The organism is Saccharolobus solfataricus (genome assembly GCF_900079115.1).
GTDB lineage: Archaea > Thermoproteota > Thermoprotei_A > Sulfolobales > Sulfolobaceae > Saccharolobus > Saccharolobus solfataricus.
In genome coordinates this window covers 2985381-3007539 of the sequence record NZ_LT549890.1, presented here as the reverse complement: position 1 = coordinate 3007539, position 22159 = coordinate 2985381, and the positions used below count along the sequence as shown (strand labels likewise).

Below are 22159 nucleotides of genomic sequence, written 5' to 3'. Positions count from 1 at the left end.
TGAAGGAAAATAGTAGTTCAGTTCTGTGAAAAGATATCCAGTTGGATCAACAAAGCAGATCCAAAGGAAAATAACTAAATAGGTAATACTATGCCTTCACTTCTAATGTCAGCAACTCCGATATATCTTCCTTTCTTATACTTTAGGGCTTGCACTATTCCCACCTCAGGCGAATAATAGTCTGTTTGTGTAGCAGGTACACCGAGTCTCTTTTCGGCAATAACCTTATTTCCCAAATACATGAACCTAGGAGCTTGAACTGCTTCATCAATTTCCATGTTATAATCGGCATAATACTCAAATACTTCAGCATGGATTTGTGGTCTCAGATCTCCACCAGCACAACCTATAAAGATTCTCTCATCGTCCTTCTCGGCCATTAGTATAGAAAGTGTGTGTAAGGGTCTCTTCCTAGGTTCTGGTTTATTATTTCCTTCAGAAAATCCTGCACCTCTATTGTTAAACGGTATATCGTTTACCACTATCCCAGAGCCAAAGGGATAAAATAGACTTTGTATAAATCCAATTTCATTTTCGCCATCAGCAACAGCGAAAAACGTTGTATCTCCAGTAACGTTTACTTTTACCTCGAATCCATATTCAGCTATCTTATTTGCAATATACTTCTCCGATAATAACATTTCTACGGGCACGTTTACAAATCTTGGATCAGCTATATAGTTATTTCTATCAGCATAAGCTAGTGCACTTAATCGCACGTGATCATTTACTCTCCTCACGTCGTTGAAGGGCAATTTGTTTATTTCAGTTACTTCAATCATTTTAAGTAATTCTAGTGTAGTAAGTCCTTGTGTATTTGGTGGTAACTCATATAGCATAAAATCCTTATACTTCATTTTTATTGGATTTATAATCTCACCGTGAAATTCACTAAAATCTTCATAACTCACTGGTACTCCCCTTTCTCTTAATCCTTTGGTTAACTCCTCTGCGATCTTTCCTTCATAGAAACTTCTAGGGTCTTTTGAAATCTCCTTCAAGACCTTAGCAATTCCCCTGAGCTTTATTTCATCACCAAATCTTTTGCTTCCATAAACCCTATTCCAATCATCAGATAATTTAAACGAACTTATTATTGCGTGGTGTAATCCTCTTCCCACCATAAACCCATTGGTCGCTAATGAAATCGCAGGAATAAGCAATTCATGTAGTGATTTTGAGGCGTAGTTTTCATAAATGAATTCCCATAGATCTACTAACCCAGGGACAACCACAGTAAGCGGACCTCTATCACTGTTTATTTTGTCTACTTTCAACTCCTTAGGAGCCCAGCCAGATGCATTATAAGCAATTAAACCCTCCGGTGTTTTCGCTAATAGAAATCCATCACCTCCAAGGCCACTGGTATGCGGTATCACTACAGATAAGGTAGCACTTATTGCGATAGCAGCGTCAAACGCATTTCCCCCTTCTTCTAAAACCTTAGCTCCAACGTAACTTGCTATGTAATTTTGCGTTGTGACAACTTTTTTACCTACTGCTGAAGGCATAATTATTTAATAGTTGGTTGAGCATAAAATATTTATCACTATCATGGAATTTCCGGCAGAAGTTAGGAATAATCTAAGTGATGGCCTATGTCTAACGTGCTGTAATGATTCAGTAGTATGTATGAGTGAAGACTATCCTAAAAATGCGAACGTCGAAGTACTATTTGAAATAGATAGGGAAGGTAGAGAGGTAATTTTTAGACATATAATCATGGACGACCCTTCAAATCCATTAACCGTTGAATATGGAGTAGATGCTAAATTTGTTGAAAATGTTTCACATAAGAAATGGATTGACATATATTTCGTTAATCATAGCTTTAATGTGGAAATTAAGCTAAGGATAACTTTTTCTGATAACGAGATAAGAGTGATGCGGAGGGAAATTGGACTTGGAACTTAAGGAACTACAGTCAAAAATGAAGGAAATGTATTTCGAGAAAGACTCGCAAAGGGGTATTTATGCTACATTTACTTGGCTAGTAGAAGAAGTAGGAGAGTTAGCTGAAGCACTTCTTTCCAATAATTTAGATTCTATCCAAGAGGAATTGGCGGATGTCATAGCTTGGACAGTATCCATAGCTAACTTAGAAGGTATAGATATAGAAGAAGCTTTAAAGAAGAAGTATAAATTGTAAGCAATGGTAAATAAAGAGCAGTTTTATGATCAAATAAGAAAGGCATTAGAGGATGGTAATACTAGATATTATAGGAACTTGATTTACATAGAGAGGGATGACTACTTTGATCACGTTAAGGAAATTATAAGTCTATTTCTTAACTTCAAATCAAATCCTTCAGTAGCGTATGGTTTCGTACCTTGGGCAAGTGGTTCTAAAGAGAGAATGAGAACTATAAAAGAATATTTCTCCAAATTTGACGATATTGATTACGCCAATGCTGAATACTACTTAGGTAACACTTATGATTTAGTCATATTGGACACTGTAGATAATTTTCAACCAATTAATATAGGTAGACTCGTTGATCTAGCTAGAGGTGGGGGTTTGATAATAATTTATACAAATAATCTAATTAAGGATAAGACTTTTAGAACTTCAATAATGAGGAATGGTTTAATTTTAGATGAATATGAGAAAAGGTTTAAAAGAAAATTGTATGAGCATGAAGGGATATTTATCATTGACGTTAACGAGTATATTCCTAAGCCGTTTTCTGGTAACACAATGCCAAAGGCAGAGAAGAAAGTCCCAAGAAACCCATTAATGCCAAAAGAAATTCATGAATTATCGCTAAGTGAGGATCAAAACAGAGTTATAGAGAGTTTCACTTATCTATTAAGTGGAGGACAAAGAGCCTTAGTTTTAACAGCTGCTAGGGGTAGAGGAAAAAGCGCAGCTACCGGACTATCTATAGCGGGGTTAATAGAGAAACTTAGGGAAAGAAAAGAGAAGAGTATTAGAATAATAGTTACTGCACCCTCAATAGCCAGTGCATCTCAAGTAATGTCTTTCGCAAAATTAGGTTTAGAAGCTTTAGGCGAGGAACTTTCGGTAAAAGTTAGTGATACTGGACATATAAAGAGTTTAAGAGGCGACTATTTCAAGTTGGAGTATGTTCCGCCTGATGCTGCCATAGAAGATGAGGGTGAACTTTTAATCATAGACGAGGCCGCAGCCTTGGGTATTAATTACATAGACTTAGCATTGAGGGCATGGAAAAAGGTAGCACTAGTAACTACGGTACATGGATATGAAGGTTCTAATAAGGCATTTCTTAGATATTTAAGAAGACTAATTGAAAGTAAAAGGATTAGGGTCAAATGGGTAAATATGGAACAACCTTTAAGATATGCGAAGGGAGACCCTATAGAAAAATGGCTCTATGATGCGTTGTTGCTTGACGCAGAACCTTCAGAGCCACAGTATCTTAATGATACTATGATTTACGAAGATGTGGATAAATCTGAACTGGCTAATGATGATAACAGACTGAGAGCTATTTATGGAATAATGGTAACAGCCCACTACAAAAATAATCCAGATGATTTAATGATTATGTTAGATGGTATTCATCATAAGATAAAGGCCATACGTATTGGGGAGAATTCGTACATTGCCGCTTGTCAAATAGCCGAAGAGGGTGAACTTTCTGATAATATGGTAGATATTGCCTTAAAAGGTGGTACGTTTGATGGTGATCTAATACCGGACAGAATTATAAAGCACGTTAGGATTAAGGACTTTGCTAAGCTACGTGGGTGGAGGATAGTTAGAATTGCAGTGGCTCCAGAACTTCAAGATAAGGGATTTGGTAGTGAGCTATTGAAAATGATATACGAAGAGGCTAGGGATAAAGGAGTGGACTGGGTTGGTTCTTCTTTTATGTCTGATCAAAAAGTTTTAAATTTCTGGATAAAGAACGGCTTTATTCCAGTTCATATATCACCAAAGAAAAATGAAAAATTAGGCGACTATCCAGTTGTTGTTATTAGACCTATAAGTGATATTGCAACAAAAATTGTAAAAATATCCGCATATATGTTAAAAGAGAAACTTCTTAATACTTTACACGACGTATACTTTAATATGAACCCTGAAGTAGTTAGGCTAATGTTGACAAGCACTAAGATAGTTAGTAAAACCATTAATGTAAGTCCAATAATATTAGACAAAACCATATCATTTCTTCAAGGCGTAAGTCCATATGAATCCTCAGCTGATGGAATACACATGTTAACGCTAAAGTATTTCTGGGATGGAGAAAGAGATTGGAGTTTGACTCAGGATGAGGAATTAGTATTAATAGCTAAAGTTCTTCAAGGTAAGCCATGGAGTTATGTATCTACTGTGCTTAGTAGTAATAGAACACATATATACGAATTAATATATTCTGCTATATCAAAGTTAATGAAAAAATATTATAACTTAACCGCTGATAGTAAGGTAGGTTTAACGTTAAAGGATGTGATGAATTCACAACAATATGATTAGGTGAATTAATGCACCTCAACTGATACTATTCAATATTATTGCTACTACGACAAGGATTGAGAATAGTTGATGCAATCCAATGGACATACCTGGTTTTAACGGATTTCTGTTGCTGGAATCCCATACCCATAATCCGACAATTATTTCTAAAGCTGTGAAAATTAATGTTAACCAGTAATGTAGGAGAACAACAGCAATTATAAAGATTAGGGCTACTATACCGTGAATTGTCCAAGCAGCTTGCAGCCACGAATTTCTCTCCTTATCTCTTTCCCATGGCCTACCTATCTTTAATTTCATTCTTCTAGTTCCAGTTACTACACCTCCCATAAAGATGACGAAGTATAAAAAGTGTGGAGGAACTATTGCGCTAATCAGAAATGACACTATATCTATCTTAAATATTCCTAATCCTTGTAACATAATGAGGAAGTAAGAGACGAAAGTTGTATAAGCTGCTATATCATGCAAGCCTTGGAATACTGAAGGTAATTTTCCAGCTAGTACGTATAGTGTCGCCATACCTAAAAGTGCTGTGAAAACTACGGACACAAACCCAATTATTGATATAAGGGTAGGATGAATTATTAATATGACTAGAGAAAAGATTCCAACTAGTGTAGCTAAAATTCTGTGTATTGCCTCGGGATCTTTTTTAGCAGCCAGTTGCATGATATCATTAGTATAGGGCCAATTAGTTCCTAGCGATAAACCATATCCATAACCTTCTACTATTCCACCAAAAACTATCGTTGTTCCAGCCAATATTGTCTCAAGTGCCGAAAGGTAAGTTACTATCATTATTTACATAAGTGATTTCATACCTTAAAAATCTCTTTTAGGGGTTTGATTAATGTCTGATATGTTTCAAAACAATAATCGATTTGGGAAAAATTCTATTTATATTATTGCGGAAAAATGTACTCATGGCTGAAAAAGAAGTCGGAATTGCAAGGTTGATATTAAGATGGATAACGGCAATGTCATCTGCATTGTGGGCTGGAGTTCACATGGTACTAACACACGCAGTACTACCTAATCCAACTGCAACGATGGTTTACGATACGTTCTTCGGGTTTACGTCAGCATTAGCTATAATAGCTGCGGTCTTAGCTATTCAAGGAATAAAGTATAGCTATCCGTTAATTACTGCATTCTATGCCATAGACTTAACATTGCTTAGTGAGACCAGATTAGGACCAGCATTACTTGTAGGAAAGAAACTTCCATTTAATTATTATGTAGATATCTCCTTAGCTCTCGATGTCATCCTAATAGTATTATCGTTAATACTAATCTTTGTAGAAAAGAAAAGTTAAAGTTTTTCTATTTCTTCCTTTAATATTTTAGTACCTTTCATGGCCAACTCTTCACTTATTATTAGCGGAGGTTCTATTCTAACTACCGATTCTCCAGCTCCTATTGCCAATACTCCTCTTCTGAAAGAATTATATAATACTTTTTCTAGACCTTCTACAAATGGTTTATCATTTTTTCTTAACTCAGCACCTATGAGAAGACCTAATCCTCTGACATCATATAAGTAAGGTGATCTAGTATCTGTTAGTTCCTCGATAATTTTCTTGCCTATACTGCTTACATGGTCTAATAGCTTCGGAACCTCTTCTAAAATAACATTCGCTGCAGCCAATGCTAATGGATTTCCCCCAAAAGTGTTAGCATGAGAACCCGGAGGCAAATCCATAATCTCCTTTCTTCCAACAACTGCACCCAGTGGAAGTCCTCCACCTAATGCCTTAGCTAAACATACTAAATCTGGCGTTACATTGAAATGCTCAAATGCGAACATTTTCCCAGTTCTTCCGATTCCAGTCTGTACTTCATCAAGGATAAGTAAGATTCCAAATTTCTTAAGTAAATTATTCAATTTATAAAAGAAATCCTTAGGAGGTACTATAACCCCACCTTCTCCTTGTATTGGCTCAGCAATAAAAGCAGCTACTTCATTGGGATCGACTACCTTCTTGAAAACCCAGTCTTCTATAAATCCTAACAACTCTTCAGTACACTCTTCTTTACATAGTGGGTCTCTCCTATCTGGATATGGGATTAAATATGTTGATGGTAAAAGGGGAGAGAACGATTTCCTTTGGATAGCTTTACTTGAGGTAAAGGCTAAGGAGCCTAAGGTTCTTCCATGAAAGGAATTAATGAAACCTATAATCCATTGTCTCCCTGTATGCCCTCTAGCTATCTTTATTGCTGCTTCAACACTCTCAGTACCACTGTTAGCATAAAATACCTTAGCTGAGAATGGCATTAAGGAGGATAATCTTTTCGCTACTTCTATCGCAACTTCATAGTAGAAATCTGTAAGACTATAATGGAAAAACTTGTCCATTTGCTCCTTTACTGCATTAATGATCTTCTCGTTTTTGTGGCCTAATGCAACTACTCCTATTCCCGCGTTAAAATCAATGTACTCGTTTCCTTCAATATCGTAAACTATTGCCCCAAAACCGTGATCTATTACAAATGGATACCATCTCCTAAAGGATTGCATCAAATATTCTTGATCCTCTTTTATCAACTCATCTACTTTCTTGCTCATCGTTTTAATTTCGAACTTATAGTATATTAATTTTTCCTAGTTTCTTAAAGTAACAATACTCACTATTCGTTTTTCGTAATACAATAAATTATCGATCTTTAATATTTTCTTCGGGAGGAAAGGTAGTATTTTATATTCATGATAAAATATTTAGTTATGAATGCCGGAAGGCTATTTTTATCTCTTCTTAAAGAAAGCGGGGTAAATAAAATATTTATAGTATCTGGTACGGATTACGCTTCATTAATAGAGGCTAAGGTCGAAGATTCCAGTTTACCAGAATTTGAAATAGTACCTCATGAGATTACTGCTATATCAACTGCAATAGGTTACGCACTAGGCAATAAGCTAAGTGCTGTTGCAGTTCACACTACACCTGGAACGGCAAACGCATTGGGAGGTATTATGAGTGCGTTCACTTCCAGAATACCACTTTTAGTTATTGCGGGGAGGAGTCCATATACTGAGAAAGGCAATACTGCAAGCAGGAACTTGAGAATCCACTGGACACAAGAGGCTAGGGATCAAGGAGAATTGGTTAGGCAATATGTCAAGTACGATTTTGAAATTAGGATGGCTGATCAGTTACCAGCAGTAGTATCTAGAGCAATTCAAATAATGATGAGTGAACCAAGAGGTCCAGTATATATTGTTTTGCCAAGAGAAGTTAGCATTCAAGAAGTTAATGAAGCTAGGAGAATACCAATGGATTATTATGAACCCGCACCTTCTCCGGATAAAATTAACAAGGCTAAGGAAATGCTGGAAAAGTCAGAAAGACCACTAATTATAACATGGAGGGCTGGAAGGAGAAAAGAATGGTTTGAATCCCTAAGGAGATTTGCAGATAATTATAATATTCCAGTTCTGAACTACGCTGGCGAGGTTTTGAATTATCCCAGCAGTGGACCAATGGCTTTGGATAGGTTTGATTTACGAAATAGTGATTTGTTATTAGTAGTGGAGGCAGAAGTGCCGTATTTTCCGAAGAAAATTGACCTAGATATTCCAATAGTTAAGATTGATGTTGATCCATCTTATTCTTACATTCCATATTATGGCTTTAGATGTGATCTATGTATACAATCCACACCCAGCAACTTCTTTGATTATATTTCGATTAGACCGAAGAGTTATGACGAGATTAAGGAGCTAAGGGCTAAGCAAGAAGAATATAAGAAGCAAGAGATTGAGAGATTAAAGGATAAGAAACCAATTCATCCGAAATATTTATCATATGAAATTGGAATTGTTGCGTCTGAGTACAATTTGGTAATATTTAATGAGTATCAATTTAATCCTAGATACGCTAGGCTAAATGAGTTTGGTTCTTACTTTGCTGACTTGTCCGTAGGATATCTAGGCTTCGCATTAGGTGCTGGCGTTGGATATAAGATAGCTACTAACAAGGACGTACTTATCACTACTGGTGATGGCTCATTTATATTTGGCGTTCCGGAAGCCTTCTATTATGTAGCATCGAAATATCCGACGATGGTTGTGATTTATGATAATGGTGGCTGGTTGGCATCAGCTGAGGCAGTAGATGAGGTTTTTCCTGAGGGTTTAGCAAAAAGTAAAAAGTATTATCCTGGCGCAGATTTTGATAGAAGGTTCGAGATTGGGAAGACTGTTGAAACTTTTCATGGCTACTATGAACTAGTTGAGGATCCTTGGGAGATTAAGCCTGCCTTAATAAGGGGCTTAGAGAAAATGAGAAGAGAGAATAAAATAGCTGTGATTCAAGTTATAGTAGACAAGGTGAGATAATCATGAGGTTATGTAATAAGGACGTCTCACAAATTGGTTTTGGGACTTGGAAAATTGGAGGAGGGTATTGGAATCCAGATTATTCTAAGGATTCCCATTATATAGAAATATTAAAGTATGTGATAAGTAAGGGAATAAACGTTATCGATACTGCGGAAATGTATGGTGGAGGACATTCTGAAGAACTTGTTGGAAAAGCTATAGAGAATTTTGATAGGGATAAAATTTTCATTATAACTAAGGTATGGTCTAATCATCTGAAGTACGATGATTTAATTAGGTCTGCTAAAAATAGTCTAAAAAGGCTTAACGCGAAGTATATTGACCTATACTTAATCCATTGGCCGAATTCCTCTGTACCACTAGAGGAAAGTTTAAGAGCAATGGAGGAGTTGGTAGATCAAGGCATTGTAAATTGTATTGGAGTAAGCAATTTTGATATTAAACTTTTAGAAGAAACAATGTCGATAACTAAGAAATATGAAATAACTGCAAATGAAATAGAGTATAATGTTGAAAATAAAAGTGCGGAAAAGGATGTTATACCGTTCTGCGAAAGGAATAATATAAAAGTCATAGCGTATTCTCCTCTCGCTAGGGGAAATGCTAAAAACAATAAAATACTAGAGGAGATTGGACGAAAATACAATAAGACCTCTGTTCAAGTAGCCTTAAATTACCTTTTGAGAAGATCAATCCCAATACCTAAGGCTTCTAGTAAAGATCATATTGATGAGATACTTGGAGCTTTAGGATGGAATCTAAGTGATGAGGATTATGAGAGGATTTCGAAAATTTAAATAGCTCAGAAAACTCTGAAGAAAGACGTTTTAAAAGGTATAAAAGATGTGGTGTCTATAATTTGGCTATAATATGGCTCTTAGTGAAGACGAGGTATTATGTGATTTAAGTTACTTAAGATATTCCTTAGAACAGAGTTAGTGTGAAGTTAGTATTACAGTTAGATGATCAGAAATATTTATACGTTGATGGCGTAATTAGGCCTTTTGACGGTAAGATAAAGACTAAAGATGATGTGATAGGATATGGTGTTATTTATGACGCAGGTAAGGTTAAAGTTTTATATGATTATAAGGTAGTGAGAGTAAACGATAGCAATGTAATTACGCAAGCAGTATTGAAGGAGAAAGTAGATAAGTTGAATATGTATTTATTTGAATATGGTAATACAATATATGTATATTTTGGAAATATTTCTAATCCTAAATTAAACTTTCCATATATGATTATATATGGTATACCTATTGCTTTAGGTTCTAAAGTCGAGATAATCGAGGCTATAAATAGAGACTACAAGGTAGCGTTATACGCATTAAATAGTTTTAGGAATGATTCTAGTATAGTTAATCATTCCATTTTATCTTTAGTTAAATTTGAGAAATGTGATGATGCAGTAAGATATTATAAAGAACTGAGAGTTTCCGACCCAGAGGTTTCCTTAGCAGTAGCTCAATGCATGGAGAGAATAGGAGACGAGTTGGAAGCCTTAAAGATTTACTCATTTTTATCTGAGGAGAAGTATAGGGAATTGGAAAGTAAGATAAGAAGCAAGGTAAACGCAATTATTGAGGAGTATAGGAAAGAGGGGAATGTGAAACTCTTAATAGACTCAGTTAAGATGCTACCAACGTATGATGCACCGCTTATTGAATTAGGGTGGCATTATGTTAACAAAAGAAAATTTGAGGAAGCGGTAAAATACTTTGAAGAAGCTGTTAAAAGAGTACCAACATTCCATAACCTCTTGTTATATGCGTGGTCTTTGATAGGTAATGAGAGATATAGGGAAGCGTTAGAGGTTATTGAGAAGGCAGAGAAAATTAAGCGTAACGCTGGTTCTGCATACATAAAAGGTTTAGCTTTAGAAGGTTTGAATGCTCCATCTCAAGCTGAAAGGGAGTTTCTTTACGCGTGTAGGGAAGGTATAATTGACGCGTGCATGAAGACTAGATCATACAAACTATACATACCAGAACCATTTGATGCAACTGCTTGGTTAAGTTATGTACTCTATGGATATGAGGTAAAGCAATTGTTGGGAAATGGCGGTATGGGTTATGTACTATTAGTTGAGAGGAATGGTAAGAAATACGCTATGAAAGTGATGAAGAAGGAGTATACTTTTATAGAGATGCTTTATGAAGTTGCAAAAATGCAAGAAATCTCTAAGAGGTCTGAATACTTAGTTAAAATATTCGCTAGTTTTCTAGATGAGAACTGGACAGATTACTTCAGTTCTCCACCCGCAATAATAATGGAATATATGGAAGGAGGTGACTTAAGGTCAATCCTAGTGGATCAAGAGTATTCTGCTTTGCGTCATTCCGTTAAATGGCCTCAAGTGGTAGCTTTAATATTTTCTAAAATTGCCAAGGCCGTTATAGAAGTTCATAAAGAGGGATATACACATTGTGACATAAAACCATCTAATATTTTGTTCAATAAGAAACTGCCAAGATACGGTGAAGATGCTCTAAATTCTTTGCTCAATTTTGAAGTTGTACCTAAATTATCTGATTTGGGTTCTTCGGTAAAAATAGGTACTCCGGTAATGCACTATACTCCCTACTATGCTCATCCCTTACAAAGATTTGGTAATAGAGCCGAAACCATGTTTGACGTTTACTCTTTTTCAGTATCCCTTTACGTATCTCTTACTAATAATTTTCCATTTCCCGAATGGCTAGAAAACGAAATCGAAGAAGCGGTAAAGAATCCAGAAAAGAGAAAACAAGCCTTGGATGATTTTCACAACGCAACGCCTAGACTTGATTATGTACCTGCGGAATTCAAAGATCTTATAACGATGGGGTTGAAGGGTGAAATTAGCATGTTAGAAATAAATAAGAGATTGGAAGAAATTTTGGTCGAAGATTATAATATAGACATTAATAATCTGAACAGTGAAGCAGAAAAGCTTATAAACTATTGATGACAGTTATATAAAATAAAAGGATCGGTGAAAAAGAATGATAGAGCCAATGGCTAAGAAAGTGTTCGAAGGACTAGCGTATACGATATGGGAAGACGATGAGGCTAGCGTTGTCTTATTAGAAGGTAAACCAATCCAAGCAAGCTGCGTTGAACACGGGAATCATAATCTATTCGATCTGGATTGTCCACACGTAGAAAAGCTATTGAAAAAGATTTTTTCTTAACTCTTCTGAGCTATAACAGTTATTTCTATTAATACGTCTCTTGGTAATCTTGAAACTTCTACAGTAACTCTCGCGGGAGGTTTATTACTGAAATATTTCGAATAAACTTCATTAAATCTTTGAAAGTCCTTTATATCTTTTAGATAAACAAAGGACATTACTACGTCATCTAACATATAACCTGCTGCTTCTAGAACAGCTTTTATGTTTTCAATAACCCTAATTGTCTGTTCTTCTATGTTTTTGCCTACTACTTCGTTAGTTTTAGGATCTACTGGAATTTGTCCTGATACGTAAAGTATATCTCCAACCTTCACTCCTTGAGAGTATGGACCTATTGGCTTAGGAGCTTTCTCCGTGAAAATTATTTCCTTCATGTGAATTACTAAATCGAAAATAGTTTAAAGTTTTTCCTTAAATTTCTCCATAACAAGAATATGATGTAAAGCTATTAACAAATCTCTTTCAGTGATTATACCTCTTATGGTATTATCCTTGTTCAATATTAATAGGGAACCTATTCTCTTTACAATCATTTCTGCTGCTGCTCTATTAACCGAGGCTAGCTCATCAATAGTCACTAAGTTTGTGACCATGACGTCTTTTACTACCTTGCCATAGAAGTAATCCGGATCCAATTTATCTACCGCCTTAGCTAACTGCTTAATAGCATTTACGACAGTTACTATTCCTACTACCTTATTATCATCGTCAATGACGGGCAATCTTCTAAATCCCCTCCTCAACATCAACTTAACCGCTTGGTCTAACCTAACTTCCTTATAAATAGTCTGAACTTTAGTTGACATAAAAACCTTTACTGGGAATATCTCGTCTAGATCCTTGTAAAGCAGTAAGAATTCTCTCTCCGTCACAATTCCCACGGGTTTATCATTTATATCAACTACCGGCAATGATCCGAAATTCCTCGTAACCATTATGTTTATTGCAGTGAACTCATCACTTGTATTGTAAACTGTAACAGGGTTAGGAGTCATGTAATCTATTATCGGCGTAGTAGAAATATGATACAAGTCGCCTTGGCTGCAACTGTCTTTGCAATACGATTCTACAGTAGATAAAAGGTCTCTAGTTGTCAACAGTCCTTCTATTTTTTCATTAGCTACAATTATTCTACCTATTCCTCCTTCATTTATTTTCTTAAACGCTGAGCCTAATCTATCCTCTTTAGATAGTATTGGTGGATTTTTTATCATTAAAGTCTCTATATTCACATTTATTATCTATTACCTTACTTTATAAATATGTGTTTACGATAAATAAAGAGGGTTTTTAGGGATTTTGGCTTCGTTGAATTTTCATGAATCCAACTCTCAGCCCTTTGGATTCACCAAAGTCACGGACTCTTATTCCCTTCATCCTTTTCGCCCATTAGCGGAATAACCTATATAAGTAGCTAACAAATACTATACTCAAAATTCTATCATAGGATTTGTTGCAGAGAACTCCTAACTAACGTCAGTTTACGGATGCCGAGAAACTACGCATCTTGCGTTTTTTAGCACCAAGTATTTGGGACAAGTCCACATTTGGTGAAGCACCTAGCACAATTACATTAAATGAACCAACAATATTTATCTAAAACTGCTGACTATAGCGATAATCTCCATTACAACATAGCGATAGATATTAGCTTCCTATAATCCTTAAGCGTGAGATAACTAAATTCATAATTGGTATTAAGTTCTCCTACGTTTAAAAATTTAAATGCGATTATACTTTTATGAAGGCAATAGTAGTTAATCCACCAAACAAAGGAGTGCATGTTAAAGAGATAAACGATATACATCGATCACTCACCGCAGATGAAGTTTTAGTTAAAACGATAGCAAATGGCATTTGTGGAACTGATCGTGGTATTGTTTCTGGCTTATTGAAATTCTCTCGACCACCAAATGGAAAAAATGATTTAGTGTTAGGACATGAAAATTTGGGTCAAGTGATTGATAAGGGACCAGAGGTACATGGCTTAGGTAAAGGCGACTACGTAGTCTCGATAGTTAGAAGGGGATGTGGAAAGTGTTCCAATTGTTTAGCTGGAAGGCAAGATTTTTGTGAAACTGGGGAATTTGTGGAAGCTGGAATTAGAGGTTTAGACGGTTTTATGAGGGAATTTTATATAGATAATGCAAGCTATTTAGTTAAAATACCAGATGAAATAGTTGATATCGCAGTTTTGCTTGAGCCACTTTCCAATGTGGTAAAGGCTTATAGTGAGCTAATGCTAGTGCAAAGAAGAATGACATGGTGGTGTAAGGACGGCAGTTATAATTGTAGAAATGTTGCAATAGTAGGATCTGGGCCAATAGGTCTCATGTTTTCCTTAATGTTCTCTATTCAAGGTTTTAATGCATTTGTTTTGAATAAGAGAGATCCTTTTCCAATTGAGGCTGAGATCGTAGAGAAGAGCAATGCTAAATTTATAAATACTAATAAAGATCGACTACCTAATACAATAGACTTACTTATAGACACTTCAGGGTATCCATCAGCGTTTATTCCCCTAATGAGTAGGTTAAACAAGAACTCAGCAATTATACTATTTGGCACTACCGGTGGAGAGAAATTTGAGGTTAATGCTGATTTAATAACATATCTTGTAGAAAATAACATTTTATTATTTGGGAGTGTTAATGCCAGTAAGAAGGACTTTGAAAACGGTGTGAATTATCTTACAATCTGGAAATATAGATATCCAAGTGTATTAAATAGAATGATAACTAGAGTTATTAAACCAGAGCAAGCTCCAGAAGTATTATATACAAAACCCAAGGGAGAAATAAAGACAGTAATTTCATGGGTTTAACTGTCTTCTCAATACCTCTATAGCTTTTTTAATTTCTTCCATTGATGCCTCATCTTCTAACGTCGAAATATCTCCTATATTAGATCCCGTCATAACAGCTTTTATTACTCTTCTCATTACTTTACCAGACCTAGTTTTAGGTAACGCATTAACGAAATGTACCTCTAATAATACTATGGGCCCCATAATTTTCCTCACATGTTCTTGTATTTCCTTAGATAACTCATTGTTTTGATGATACCCTTGTTTTAACACAACGAATGCGTGAGCGATCTCTCCTTTCACTGGATCTGGAATGCCTATTACAGCTGCCTCTGCTACTGCAGGGTGCGAGGTTATTGCAGACTCAACTTCACCTGCTCCTATTCTATGCCCAGCTATCTTCAATGTCTCATCTGCTCTTCCAGATACCCACACGTATCCATCTTCATCTATCATGGCAAAGTCTCCAGTATAATATAAGTTGGGGAATTTACTAAAGTAAGTCTTAATAACCCTCTCATTTCCATCGTCGTTCCACATACCTATCATCATCATTGGTGGAAATGGTGGTTCAATTATTAGGTAACCTCTCTCTCTAGGCCTGGTCGGATTTCCATTTTCGTCGACAACTTTTATTTTATTACCCGGTAATGGGAAACCGGACGCTGGGCCAGATTTCATGGTTAAGAAGATTGGATATCCCGGCATGTAACCTAAATTCGGAGCTCCAGTCTCAGTTTGCCACCACTGATGTGACATAAACACCCTACCCTTACCTATAATTTCTAACCCATATTTCCACGGAGCGTAATTTAGCGGTTCTCCATTTGTTACTATTATTCTAAGCGAGGATAAGTCATGAGCTTTAATGTAATCTTCACCATATTTCATCAGATACCTTAAGAATGTTGCAGAAGTTCCAAAAGTCGTAGCCTTATACTTCTCAATTAGTTCAGCCCATTTATCGGGAGTTGGATAATCAGGTGCACTCTCATATATTACTACACTTCTACCCATCACGAGCGGTGAATATGTTATGTATGAGTGTCCTACAATCCAGCCAATGTCTGAAGTATTGAATAATACATCATTTTCTTGGCTTAATCCATAACTCCATAACAACATTGTAGCTGTGCCTACAAGATATCCACCAGTTGAGTGTACTATACCCTTAGGTTTACCGGTAGTCCCAGAAGTATAAAGGATGAATAACGGATGAGTGGCCTCTACTGGTTCTGGTTCGATATATTTATACTTTCCTATTTCATCAAAAAACACATCTCTTCCTTCTTTAAATGGAATTTCTATCCCAATCCTCCTAAATATTATAATATTCTTTACGGAATTATCTTGTAATTTCGATAAAGCATCATCAACGGTCTTCTTAAGCTCTATGAGTCTACCCTTTCTATAATATCCGTCTGCAGTAATGACAATCTTCGATTGTGCATCGGCAATTCTATCGGCTAACGCTTGGGAACCAAAACCAGCAAATACCACACTGTGAATTGCACCTATTCTGGCACACGCTAACATTGCTGTAACTCCTTCTGGGGTTAAAGGCATGTAAATTGTAACCCTGTCACCTTTTTTTACACCTAATTGCTTTAACGCATTAGCCCATCTATTAACTTCGTAAAATAAGTCTTGATAGGTAAGTATTTTTCTCTCCCCTTTTTCAGATTCCCAAATTATCGCGGCTTTAAACTTTCTACTACTGTTCAAATGTCTATCAATTGCATTATAACTTGCGTTTAGTTTTCCTCCTAAGAACCACTTTGTAAGAGTTTCTTGCTTATAGATCTCCTTCCAAGGTTCAAACCAGTCAATTAAATCCTCACCTAATTTACCCCAGAATTTACCTGGGTTCTCTATGCTTTCCCTATAAATTTCTCTATAAATCCTTGTATTATAATCAACTTTTTCCTCTATTTCTTTAATATTTTCTGTAATTTCTTGTACCATATGATATCATATAAAAGTGTTTGTATGATATTAAAAAACTTTACTTAGTATTAATTGTAATTATAAACTTAAAAAGTGTACATTGATATAAATACTGGATCGTTATCTAATAGTGAGTCAAAGTTTTATTATTAATATCCTTTTATATGATATGAACTTATCCTCATTACCCTATTTCGAGAAGTGGTTTATCCTAGGAATAGTTTTAGGTGTAGTAGCAGGGCTAGCAGCAACTACATTCTACTTACTATTACATGTGTTTGAGGACATATTTTTATTTCATCTTATTGGGATGAGTTATCCTAGACCACTTGGTGAGGGAGGAACATTAAATTTTGTCTTTCATCCCGGGAACTACCTTCTTATACCCATTTCAACAGCGATTGGCGGTTTAATTTCTGGACTAATCGTTTATACTTTCGCCCCAGAGGCTGAGGGACATGGTACGGATGCAGCAATAAAGGCTTATCATTATTTTCAAGGCAAGGTAAAATGGGTAGTTATTCCAGTTAAAATAATAGCTTCCGCTATTACAATAGGTTCTGGAGGTAGTGCAGGTAGAGAAGGACCAACTGCGCAGTTTTCAGCTGGAGTAGGCTCTGTTATTGCTGACTTACTACATCTTAGTCCAGAGGATAGAAGAAGGGCAGTAGCTGTAGGCATTGGAGCTGGAATAGGTACAATCTTTAAAACACCAATTGGAGGGGCTATCTTAGCCGCTGAAATTCTATATAGGAGGGATTTAGAACCAGAAGTAATATATCCTGCATTAATAGCCTCAGCAATAGGTTATACCATTTTCGGAAGTATATTTGGTTTTACGCCAGTTTTCGGTTATTACACTGGAACTTTTGACCCACTAAGGTTGCCAATGTATGCAGTCTTAGGCCTAGTTTCTGGTTTAGTGGCAATATTATATCCTAAGACCTTCTATGGAATTAATTCGCTCTTTAAAAAATTACGAATAACCGATCACGTGAAACCAGCAATAGGTGGGCTTGTCACTGGAGTAATTGCATTATTAGCTCCAGAGATCCTTGGCACTGGGTACGGTTGGATTAACCTGGTGGAATATGAGAAGTTTTTCGCACTATATTCCCCAGTGCTCCCGGCGATTATATTAATAGTAATATTACCATTTTTAAAAATCATAGCGACTTCATTCTCTGTAGGTTCTGGTGGCAGTGGTGGAGTTTTCGCTCCGGGGTTATTTATAGGTGCATATATAGGCGCAAGTATTGGATTAATGTTCCACTATTTATTTCCAAGCGTTGTGCCCGACATAGCTCCATTCGTTATCATAGGTATGATGAGCTTCTTTGCTGGGGCGGGAAAGGTCCCCTTATCAGTTCTAATAATGGTAACAGAAATGACCTCAAGTCTTCAGTTACTGCCGGGTGCTATGGTTGCTGTCGCTATTTCCTATTTAGTTTCCGGAAATAGTACAATATATATTTCTCAACTGCCAACGAGAAGGGACTCCCCAGCTCATAAAGCTGAATATGAAACTCCATTAATGGCTACTATACGTGTGGAAAATTGTGAATTGAAAGATATAAAGGTTCACGCTGATGATAAGGTGGATAAAGCTATAAGAATAATGATTGAGAACAGTTTTATGAGTCTACCGGTGGTTAATTATGATAATACATTTCTAGGCGTAGTCTATTTAAGAGATTTAGAAAAGGTTGATCCAGAATCCCAACTGGGAAAATATATAACTAGGGGTTCTCCTTCCGTATCTTTAACATCCACATTGGAACACGCATTAGAGGTGATGGCTACTAACAAGACTAGGTGGGTTGCAGTTGTGGATAAGGGTAAGTTTCTAGGAATTTTAACATACGATGGAATTATAGAAGCGTATAAGAGGGAGTTAAGTACCGTTAAGAATTCATGAGTAAATATTTCTAACACAATTTTTTAAACGTAATTTCACAATAAAGATTATGCAAGAAGTTCAGAGACCACCAAATCAAAAATACATAAAGAACTTTATAGTGTACGCTGAGTTTGGTATACCAGAGGTTAACTTAGAAACATATAGGCTAAAAGTCAGTGGAGAAGTAGAAAATTCTCTGTCATTTACGTATGAAGAATTAATGAAACTACCAAGGAAAGAAATAGTCGAGGATTTCCATTGTGTAACGGGCTGGTCAATAAAGAGTGTTAAATGGGAGGGGATTCCCTTTAAGTTATTGATTGAAATGGCCAAGGTGAAAAATAAGGTGAACTGGGTGATGTTCTACAGTTTAGATGGTTATACATCAATAATACCGTTTGAAGATTTGCTAAAAGATAATGTAATTGTAGCGTTGTTTATGAATGGTGAAAAGTTACCTTTAAAGCATGGTTTTCCAGCTAGGCCAATAATTCCTCATTTATATGCGTGGAAAAGCGCAAAGTGGCTAACTGAAATAGAGTTCATAAAGGATTATGTTGATGGATACTGGGAGGAAAGGGGATATCATGAAAGAGGAAACGTATGGGAGGAAGAGCGGTTTAAAGGTCAAGGAGGTAAGCATTTGAGAAGGAGACCAGTTCTATGAAAAGTTACATTCTGCTAATTAAATGCAAAACTGATACGACTATAAGGACCAAGAGCAAGAAGTTTTTAATAAGGAAAGGTGTTTATGCCTATGTTGGATCGTGTGGAAGATCTTGTGGTAGACGTGTGAGTAGACATTTTAATAAAGAAAAGAGCAACTATCACTGGCATATAGACTACTTAACAAAAGCTTGTGAACCAATAGGAGTATTTGTGATGAATCACGTTGGGGAGAAAGAATTAGCCTTGTTATTTAGTAAAAATAATGCATTTATAGAAGAATTTGGTTCTAGTGATGATAAAGACGCAAAATCTCATTTGTTTATTGTAAACGATTTACAAGAACTTTGTTCAACGGTTTGCGATAAATCTAGAGAACGATAATATTCCTACTATGCCTGCTATTATAAATATATTAGTTATAGTGTAATTGTGGGAGAACAGCTCAAGGATTAGTTCCCTAACGAAAAACGATATGCCAGCATCAATTACGTTAATTATGCTTCTTTCTTTTCCAGTTAAATAACTGTTTACTGCTATGTATAATTCTATTAACACCAAAATTAGTAATGGACCCGTTATTGTCGCGTTTACTAAATCCAACAAATTTAGGGAAAATATGCTAGTTACTATATCATACACAGTTATTATAATTTGTACTCCTATTCCAAAGAATAGAATGATCCTTATAATATATCCTACAAATTTTATTAAGTCTTTATCGCTGATTCTTGCCATTATGTAAGTTTATATTTGCTACCCAAAATATAGTTTATGAGAATCAGAGAAATAGAACCAATAGTACTCACCTCGAAAGAGAAAGGAAGTGCAACTTGGGCATCTATAATGATTGTCACAAGGGTCATTACGGAAAATGGGGAAGTAGGCTATGGTGAGGCAGTACCCACACTAAGAGTTATATCTGTATATAACGCAATTAAACAAGTTAGTAAGGCTTATATAGGGAAAGAGGTAGAGGAAGTTGAGAAGAACTATCATGAATGGTATAAACAAGATTTCTATTTAGCTAGGTCTTTTGAATCAGCAACTGCAGTAAGTGCAATCGATATAGCCTCATGGGATATAATAGGGAAAGAGCTTGGAGCACCAATTCATAAATTATTAGGAGGAAAAACCAGGGATAGGGTACCAGTCTACGCAAACGGATGGTATCAGGACTGCGTAACTCCAGAGGAATTTGCGGAAAAGGCAAAAGACGTTGTAAAGATGGGATATAAGGCTTTAAAATTTGATCCGTTTGGTCCATATTACGATTGGATAGATGAGAGAGGTCTAAGAGAAGCTGAGGAGAGAGTAAAGGCTGTTAGAGAGGCAGTTGGAGACAACGTGGATATTTTAATAGAGCATCACGGTAGGTTTAATGCGAATTCGGCTATTATGATAGCGAAAAGATTGGAAAAATACAATCCGGGATTTATGGAGGAACCGGTACATCATGAGGACGTAATTGGTTTAAGAAAGTATAAAGCCAGTACTCATTTAAGGGTTGCATTGGGAGAAAGACTGATAAGTGAAAAGGAAACTGCGTTTTACGTTGAGGAAGGTCTTGTAAACATATTGCAACCAGATTTAACTAATATAGGTGGTGTAACAGTAGGTAGGAGTGTTATAAAAATAGCTGAAGCTAATGATGTAGAGGTGGCTTTTCACAACGCCTTTGGTTCAATACAGAATGCAGTTGAAATACAACTAAGTGCAGTTACACAGAATTTGTATTTACTTGAGAACTTCTATGATTGGTTCCCTCAGTGGAAAAGGGATTTAGTATATAATGAAACGCCAGTTGAAGGAGGTCACGTTAAGGTTCCATACAAGCCTGGACTAGGTGTTTCAATTAATGAAAAAATAATAGAACAGCTAAGAGCTGAACCAATACCATTAGATGTAATTGAAGAACCGGTTTGGGTCGTCAAGGGAACCTGGAAGAATTATGGTGTTTGAGGATGCCAGAAATCATAACTCCAATCATAACCCCATTCACTAAAGATAATAGAATAGATAAGGAAAAATTAAAGATACATGCGGAGAATCTCATTAGGAAGGGAATAGATAAGTTGTTCGTCAACGGTACTACTGGTCTTGGTCCTTCGTTATCTCCAGAGGAGAAGTTAGAGAACTTAAAGGCAGTTTATGACGTCACCAATAAGATAATATTTCAAGTTGGTGGATTGAATCTAGACGATGCTATAAGATTGGCTAAATTAAGTAAAGACTTTGATATTGTCGGTATAGCCTCGTATGCTCCATATTATTACCCAAGAATGTCTGAGAAGCATTTGGTAAAGTATTTTAAGACCTTGTGTGAAGTATCTCCACACCCTGTCTATTTGTACAATTACCCGACGGCAACGGGAAAAGACATAGATGCAAAAGTCGCTAAAGAGATAGGCTGTTTTACTGGAGTAAAGGATACTATTGAAAACATAATTCACACCTTAGACTACAAACGTCTAAATCCTAACATGTTAGTATATAGTGGCTCTGATATGTTAATAGCAACGGTAGCTTCTACGGGTTTAGATGGTAATGTTGCAGCAGGTTCGAATTATCTTCCAGAGGTTACTGTGACAATTAAGAAATTGGCTATGGAAAGGAAAATTGATGAAGCACTTAAGTTACAATTCCTTCATGACGAGGTAATAGAGGCGTCTAGAATATTTGGGAGCTTATCTTCAAATTACGTATTAACCAAGTATTTCCAAGGATACGATTTAGGATATCCTAGACCTCCAATATTCCCACTAGATGATGAAGAAGAAAGGCAGCTAATTAAGAAAGTTGAGGGTATAAGGGCGAAACTTGTAGAGCTTAAAATATTGAAAGAATAGTA

General features: G+C 36.1%; 21 protein-coding genes. 14 read left to right on the top strand and 7 right to left on the bottom strand.

Features of this window, described 5'->3' with window-relative positions:
* Nucleotides 1–74 precede the first annotated feature (74 nt).
* A complete protein-coding gene (locus SSOP1_RS15845) occupies nucleotides 75–1511 on the bottom strand; it encodes a gamma-glutamyltransferase family protein (protein ID WP_009992739.1) in 1437 nt (478 codons plus the stop codon).
* A gap of 43 nt (nucleotides 1512–1554) precedes the next feature.
* Between SSOP1_RS15845 and SSOP1_RS15840 the strand changes: the two genes are divergently transcribed.
* The 3 genes from SSOP1_RS15840 to SSOP1_RS15830 are packed head-to-tail and all read left to right on the top strand — an operon-like array spanning nucleotide 1555 to nucleotide 4465.
* Complete coding sequence (locus SSOP1_RS15840) at nucleotides 1555–1914, top strand: hypothetical protein (RefSeq protein WP_009992740.1); 360 nt, start codon at nucleotides 1555–1557, stop codon at nucleotides 1912–1914.
* Nucleotides 1904–2149, top strand: coding sequence for a MazG nucleotide pyrophosphohydrolase domain-containing protein (locus SSOP1_RS15835; RefSeq protein ID WP_009992741.1), 246 nt, complete (start codon nucleotides 1904–1906; stop codon nucleotides 2147–2149). The genes SSOP1_RS15840 and SSOP1_RS15835 overlap by 11 nt, the downstream gene beginning before the upstream one ends.
* Nucleotides 2150–2152: 3 nt before the next feature.
* Nucleotides 2153–4465: a tRNA(Met) cytidine acetyltransferase TmcA gene (locus tag SSOP1_RS15830; RefSeq protein WP_009992744.1), complete on the top strand. Its 2313-nt coding sequence runs from the start codon at nucleotides 2153–2155 to the stop codon at nucleotides 4463–4465.
* A gap of 15 nt (nucleotides 4466–4480) precedes the next feature.
* Here the strand turns inward: SSOP1_RS15830 and SSOP1_RS15825 are convergent, their stop codons facing one another.
* On the bottom strand, nucleotides 4481–5269 hold the full coding sequence (locus SSOP1_RS15825) for a hypothetical protein (RefSeq protein ID WP_029552623.1): 789 nt from the start codon (nucleotides 5267–5269) through the stop codon (nucleotides 4481–4483).
* A 122-nt stretch (nucleotides 5270–5391) separates the two neighbouring features.
* On the opposite strand from SSOP1_RS15825, the gene SSOP1_RS15820 reads away from it, so the two are divergent.
* Nucleotides 5392–5784, top strand: a complete 393-nt coding sequence (locus SSOP1_RS15820) for a hypothetical protein (protein ID WP_009992746.1) — start codon at nucleotides 5392–5394, stop codon at nucleotides 5782–5784.
* On the opposite strand, the gene SSOP1_RS15815 is transcribed toward SSOP1_RS15820, so the two are convergent.
* Nucleotides 5781–7037 carry an acetyl ornithine aminotransferase family protein gene (locus tag SSOP1_RS15815; protein ID WP_009992747.1) on the bottom strand — a complete coding sequence of 419 codons (1257 nt, stop codon included), beginning with the start codon at nucleotides 7035–7037 and terminating at the stop codon, nucleotides 5781–5783. The two genes, SSOP1_RS15820 and SSOP1_RS15815, sit on opposite strands and share 4 nt — an antisense overlap.
* Before the next feature lie 156 nt (nucleotides 7038–7193).
* On the opposite strand from SSOP1_RS15815, the gene SSOP1_RS15810 reads away from it, so the two are divergent.
* From SSOP1_RS15810 to SSOP1_RS15795, 4 genes are all read left to right on the top strand, one after another.
* Nucleotides 7194–8807, top strand: a complete 1614-nt coding sequence (locus SSOP1_RS15810) for a thiamine pyrophosphate-requiring protein (RefSeq protein WP_029552586.1) — start codon at nucleotides 7194–7196, stop codon at nucleotides 8805–8807.
* A 2-nt stretch (nucleotides 8808–8809) separates the two neighbouring features.
* Nucleotides 8810–9607, top strand: a complete 798-nt coding sequence (locus SSOP1_RS15805; protein WP_009991668.1) for an aldo/keto reductase — start codon at nucleotides 8810–8812, stop codon at nucleotides 9605–9607.
* 143 nt (nucleotides 9608–9750) lie between these two features.
* Nucleotides 9751–11760: a protein kinase domain-containing protein gene (locus tag SSOP1_RS15800; protein ID WP_009991669.1), complete on the top strand. Its 2010-nt coding sequence runs from the start codon at nucleotides 9751–9753 to the stop codon at nucleotides 11758–11760.
* Between the two features lie 37 nt (nucleotides 11761–11797).
* Complete coding sequence (locus SSOP1_RS15795; protein WP_009991670.1) at nucleotides 11798–11986, top strand: hypothetical protein; 189 nt, start codon at nucleotides 11798–11800, stop codon at nucleotides 11984–11986.
* Here SSOP1_RS15795 and SSOP1_RS15790 read toward each other — a convergent pair.
* Nucleotides 11983–12363: a RidA family protein gene (locus SSOP1_RS15790; protein WP_009991672.1), complete on the bottom strand. Its 381-nt coding sequence runs from the start codon at nucleotides 12361–12363 to the stop codon at nucleotides 11983–11985. The genes SSOP1_RS15795 and SSOP1_RS15790 overlap by 4 nt on opposite strands.
* 24 nt (nucleotides 12364–12387) lie before the next feature.
* Nucleotides 12388–13221 carry a CBS domain-containing protein gene (locus tag SSOP1_RS15785; protein WP_009991674.1) on the bottom strand — a complete coding sequence of 278 codons (834 nt, stop codon included), beginning with the start codon at nucleotides 13219–13221 and terminating at the stop codon, nucleotides 12388–12390.
* 509 nt (nucleotides 13222–13730) lie between these two features.
* On the opposite strand from SSOP1_RS15785, the gene SSOP1_RS15780 reads away from it, so the two are divergent.
* Nucleotides 13731–14813, top strand: coding sequence for a glucose 1-dehydrogenase (locus SSOP1_RS15780; protein WP_009991676.1), 1083 nt, complete (start codon nucleotides 13731–13733; stop codon nucleotides 14811–14813).
* On the opposite strand, the gene acs is transcribed toward SSOP1_RS15780, so the two are convergent.
* Complete coding sequence (acs, locus tag SSOP1_RS15775; protein WP_009991677.1) at nucleotides 14802–16760, bottom strand: acetate--CoA ligase; 1959 nt, start codon at nucleotides 16758–16760, stop codon at nucleotides 14802–14804. The genes SSOP1_RS15780 and acs overlap by 12 nt on opposite strands.
* 151 nt (nucleotides 16761–16911) lie before the next feature.
* Between acs and SSOP1_RS15770 the strand changes: the two genes are divergently transcribed.
* The 3 genes from SSOP1_RS15770 to SSOP1_RS15760 are packed head-to-tail and all read left to right on the top strand — an operon-like array spanning nucleotide 16912 to nucleotide 19692.
* Nucleotides 16912–18660 (top strand): chloride channel protein, encoded by a 1749-nt coding sequence (locus SSOP1_RS15770; RefSeq protein ID WP_009991679.1) that lies wholly within the window; start codon nucleotides 16912–16914, stop codon nucleotides 18658–18660.
* Between the two features lie 49 nt (nucleotides 18661–18709).
* Complete coding sequence (locus SSOP1_RS15765; protein ID WP_009991681.1) at nucleotides 18710–19309, top strand: sulfite oxidase-like oxidoreductase; 600 nt, start codon at nucleotides 18710–18712, stop codon at nucleotides 19307–19309.
* Nucleotides 19306–19692: a GIY-YIG nuclease family protein gene (locus tag SSOP1_RS15760; RefSeq protein ID WP_009991683.1), complete on the top strand. Its 387-nt coding sequence runs from the start codon at nucleotides 19306–19308 to the stop codon at nucleotides 19690–19692. Before SSOP1_RS15765 ends, SSOP1_RS15760 begins: the two co-directional genes overlap by 4 nt.
* Here SSOP1_RS15760 and SSOP1_RS15755 read toward each other — a convergent pair.
* A complete protein-coding gene (locus SSOP1_RS15755; protein ID WP_009991685.1) occupies nucleotides 19660–20046 on the bottom strand; it encodes a phosphate-starvation-inducible PsiE family protein in 387 nt (128 codons plus the stop codon). The genes SSOP1_RS15760 and SSOP1_RS15755 overlap by 33 nt on opposite strands.
* A 36-nt stretch (nucleotides 20047–20082) precedes the next feature.
* On the opposite strand from SSOP1_RS15755, the gene SSOP1_RS15750 reads away from it, so the two are divergent.
* Both SSOP1_RS15750 and SSOP1_RS15745 read left to right on the top strand, forming a co-directional pair.
* On the top strand, nucleotides 20083–21270 hold the full coding sequence (locus SSOP1_RS15750) for a mandelate racemase/muconate lactonizing enzyme family protein (RefSeq protein WP_009991686.1): 1188 nt from the start codon (nucleotides 20083–20085) through the stop codon (nucleotides 21268–21270).
* 2 nt (nucleotides 21271–21272) lie between these two features.
* Nucleotides 21273–22157 (top strand): bifunctional 2-dehydro-3-deoxy-phosphogluconate/2-dehydro-3-deoxy-6-phosphogalactonate aldolase, encoded by an 885-nt coding sequence (locus SSOP1_RS15745; RefSeq protein WP_009991687.1) that lies wholly within the window; start codon nucleotides 21273–21275, stop codon nucleotides 22155–22157.
* The last annotated feature ends 2 nt before the right edge of the window (nucleotides 22158–22159 follow it).

Excerpts from the sequence above, each read along its gene's own strand:
- SSOP1_RS15750 (WP_009991686.1), top strand. The coding sequence starts at position 20,083 with ATGAGAATCAGAGAAATAGAACCAATAGTACTCACCTCGAAAGAGAAA.
- SSOP1_RS15770 (WP_009991679.1), top strand. The coding sequence starts at position 16,912 with ATGAACTTATCCTCATTACCCTATTTCGAGAAGTGGTTTATCCTAGGA.
- SSOP1_RS15760 (WP_009991683.1), top strand. The coding sequence starts at position 19,306 with ATGAAAAGTTACATTCTGCTAATTAAATGCAAAACTGATACGACTATA.
- SSOP1_RS15765 (WP_009991681.1), top strand. The coding sequence starts at position 18,710 with ATGCAAGAAGTTCAGAGACCACCAAATCAAAAATACATAAAGAACTTT.
- SSOP1_RS15830 (WP_009992744.1), top strand. The coding sequence starts at position 2,153 with ATGGTAAATAAAGAGCAGTTTTATGATCAAATAAGAAAGGCATTAGAG.
- SSOP1_RS15815 (WP_009992747.1), bottom strand. The coding sequence starts at position 7,037 with ATGAGCAAGAAAGTAGATGAGTTGATAAAAGAGGATCAAGAATATTTG.
- SSOP1_RS15745 (WP_009991687.1), top strand. The coding sequence starts at position 21,273 with ATGCCAGAAATCATAACTCCAATCATAACCCCATTCACTAAAGATAAT.
- SSOP1_RS15805 (WP_009991668.1), top strand. The coding sequence starts at position 8,810 with ATGAGGTTATGTAATAAGGACGTCTCACAAATTGGTTTTGGGACTTGG.
- SSOP1_RS15810 (WP_029552586.1), top strand. The coding sequence starts at position 7,194 with ATGAATGCCGGAAGGCTATTTTTATCTCTTCTTAAAGAAAGCGGGGTA.
- SSOP1_RS15795 (WP_009991670.1), top strand. The coding sequence starts at position 11,798 with ATGATAGAGCCAATGGCTAAGAAAGTGTTCGAAGGACTAGCGTATACG.
- SSOP1_RS15845 (WP_009992739.1), bottom strand. The coding sequence starts at position 1,511 with ATGCCTTCAGCAGTAGGTAAAAAAGTTGTCACAACGCAAAATTACATA.
- SSOP1_RS15790 (WP_009991672.1), bottom strand. The coding sequence starts at position 12,363 with ATGAAGGAAATAATTTTCACGGAGAAAGCTCCTAAGCCAATAGGTCCA.
- acs (WP_009991677.1), bottom strand. The coding sequence starts at position 16,760 with ATGGTACAAGAAATTACAGAAAATATTAAAGAAATAGAGGAAAAAGTT.
- SSOP1_RS15780 (WP_009991676.1), top strand. The coding sequence starts at position 13,731 with ATGAAGGCAATAGTAGTTAATCCACCAAACAAAGGAGTGCATGTTAAA.
- SSOP1_RS15840 (WP_009992740.1), top strand. The coding sequence starts at position 1,555 with ATGGAATTTCCGGCAGAAGTTAGGAATAATCTAAGTGATGGCCTATGT.
- SSOP1_RS15820 (WP_009992746.1), top strand. The coding sequence starts at position 5,392 with ATGGCTGAAAAAGAAGTCGGAATTGCAAGGTTGATATTAAGATGGATA.
- SSOP1_RS15755 (WP_009991685.1), bottom strand. The coding sequence starts at position 20,046 with ATGGCAAGAATCAGCGATAAAGACTTAATAAAATTTGTAGGATATATT.